At 72.6% G+C, this 634-nt stretch carries 2 protein-coding genes; one reads left to right on the top strand and one right to left on the bottom strand.

The annotated features are described in order from the left end of the window. A partial coding sequence (locus STRTUCAR8_RS41650; RefSeq protein ID WP_479683356.1) for an MmyB family transcriptional regulator occupies positions 1 to 204 on the top strand: 204 nt, incomplete at its 5' end. Positions 205 to 289: 85 nt separating this feature from the next. On the opposite strand, the gene STRTUCAR8_RS41645 is transcribed toward STRTUCAR8_RS41650, so the two are convergent. Beyond that, on the bottom strand, positions 290 to 634 hold a 345-nt coding region (locus tag STRTUCAR8_RS41645; RefSeq protein WP_158697495.1), incomplete at its 5' end, for an aminotransferase class I/II-fold pyridoxal phosphate-dependent enzyme.

Here is a 634-nt window from a genome sequence, read left to right as displayed (position 1 = left end):
ACGCGTGGCCGGATGCGGGTCGACCACCCGCTGGTCGGGGAGCTGAACCTGGACTGGGACGCCTACCCGATGCCCGGTGCCCCCGGCCCGGTGCTCATCGCCTACACCGCCGAGGAGGGCGGCCCCGACGCGGAACGACTCCAACTCCTCGCGGGCCTGCTCACCGCACCCCGCCCGGCCCCGGACTCCACCCGGCGGCACTGACGCCTGCCGGGCCGGGCAGCAGGCCGCTCACCGGCTGGCGTACGGTGCCGCCGCCGCATACGTCAGCCCCGCCCGCAGGGCCGCGTCAGTGCGCGAATGCCTTGCGGAGGCGTTCCGCTGCCTCCTCCAGCACCGATGTCCGCTTGCAGAAGGCGAACCGTACGAACGGGGCGCCCTCTTCGCGGTGGTCGTAGAAGACCGCGTTCGGGATGGCCACCACGCCCGCGCGTTCCGGCAGGGCCCGGCAGAAGGCGAAGCCGTCCGTCTCGCCCAGAGGGCGGATGTCGGTGGTGATGAAGTAGGTGCCCGAGGGGGTGAAGACCTCGAAGCCCGCCTCCTTCAGGCCCGCCGACAGCAGGTCCCGCTTCGTCCTCATGTCCTCGCGGAACGCCTCGAAGTAGCTGTCCGGGAGCGTCAGCGCCTCCGCCAC

It is taken from the genome of Streptomyces turgidiscabies Car8, assembly GCF_000331005.1.
GTDB lineage: Bacteria > Actinomycetota > Actinomycetes > Streptomycetales > Streptomycetaceae > Streptomyces > Streptomyces turgidiscabies.
The sequence above is the reverse complement of the archived record's forward strand: the minus strand, read 5'-3'. Positions and strand labels throughout refer to the sequence as shown.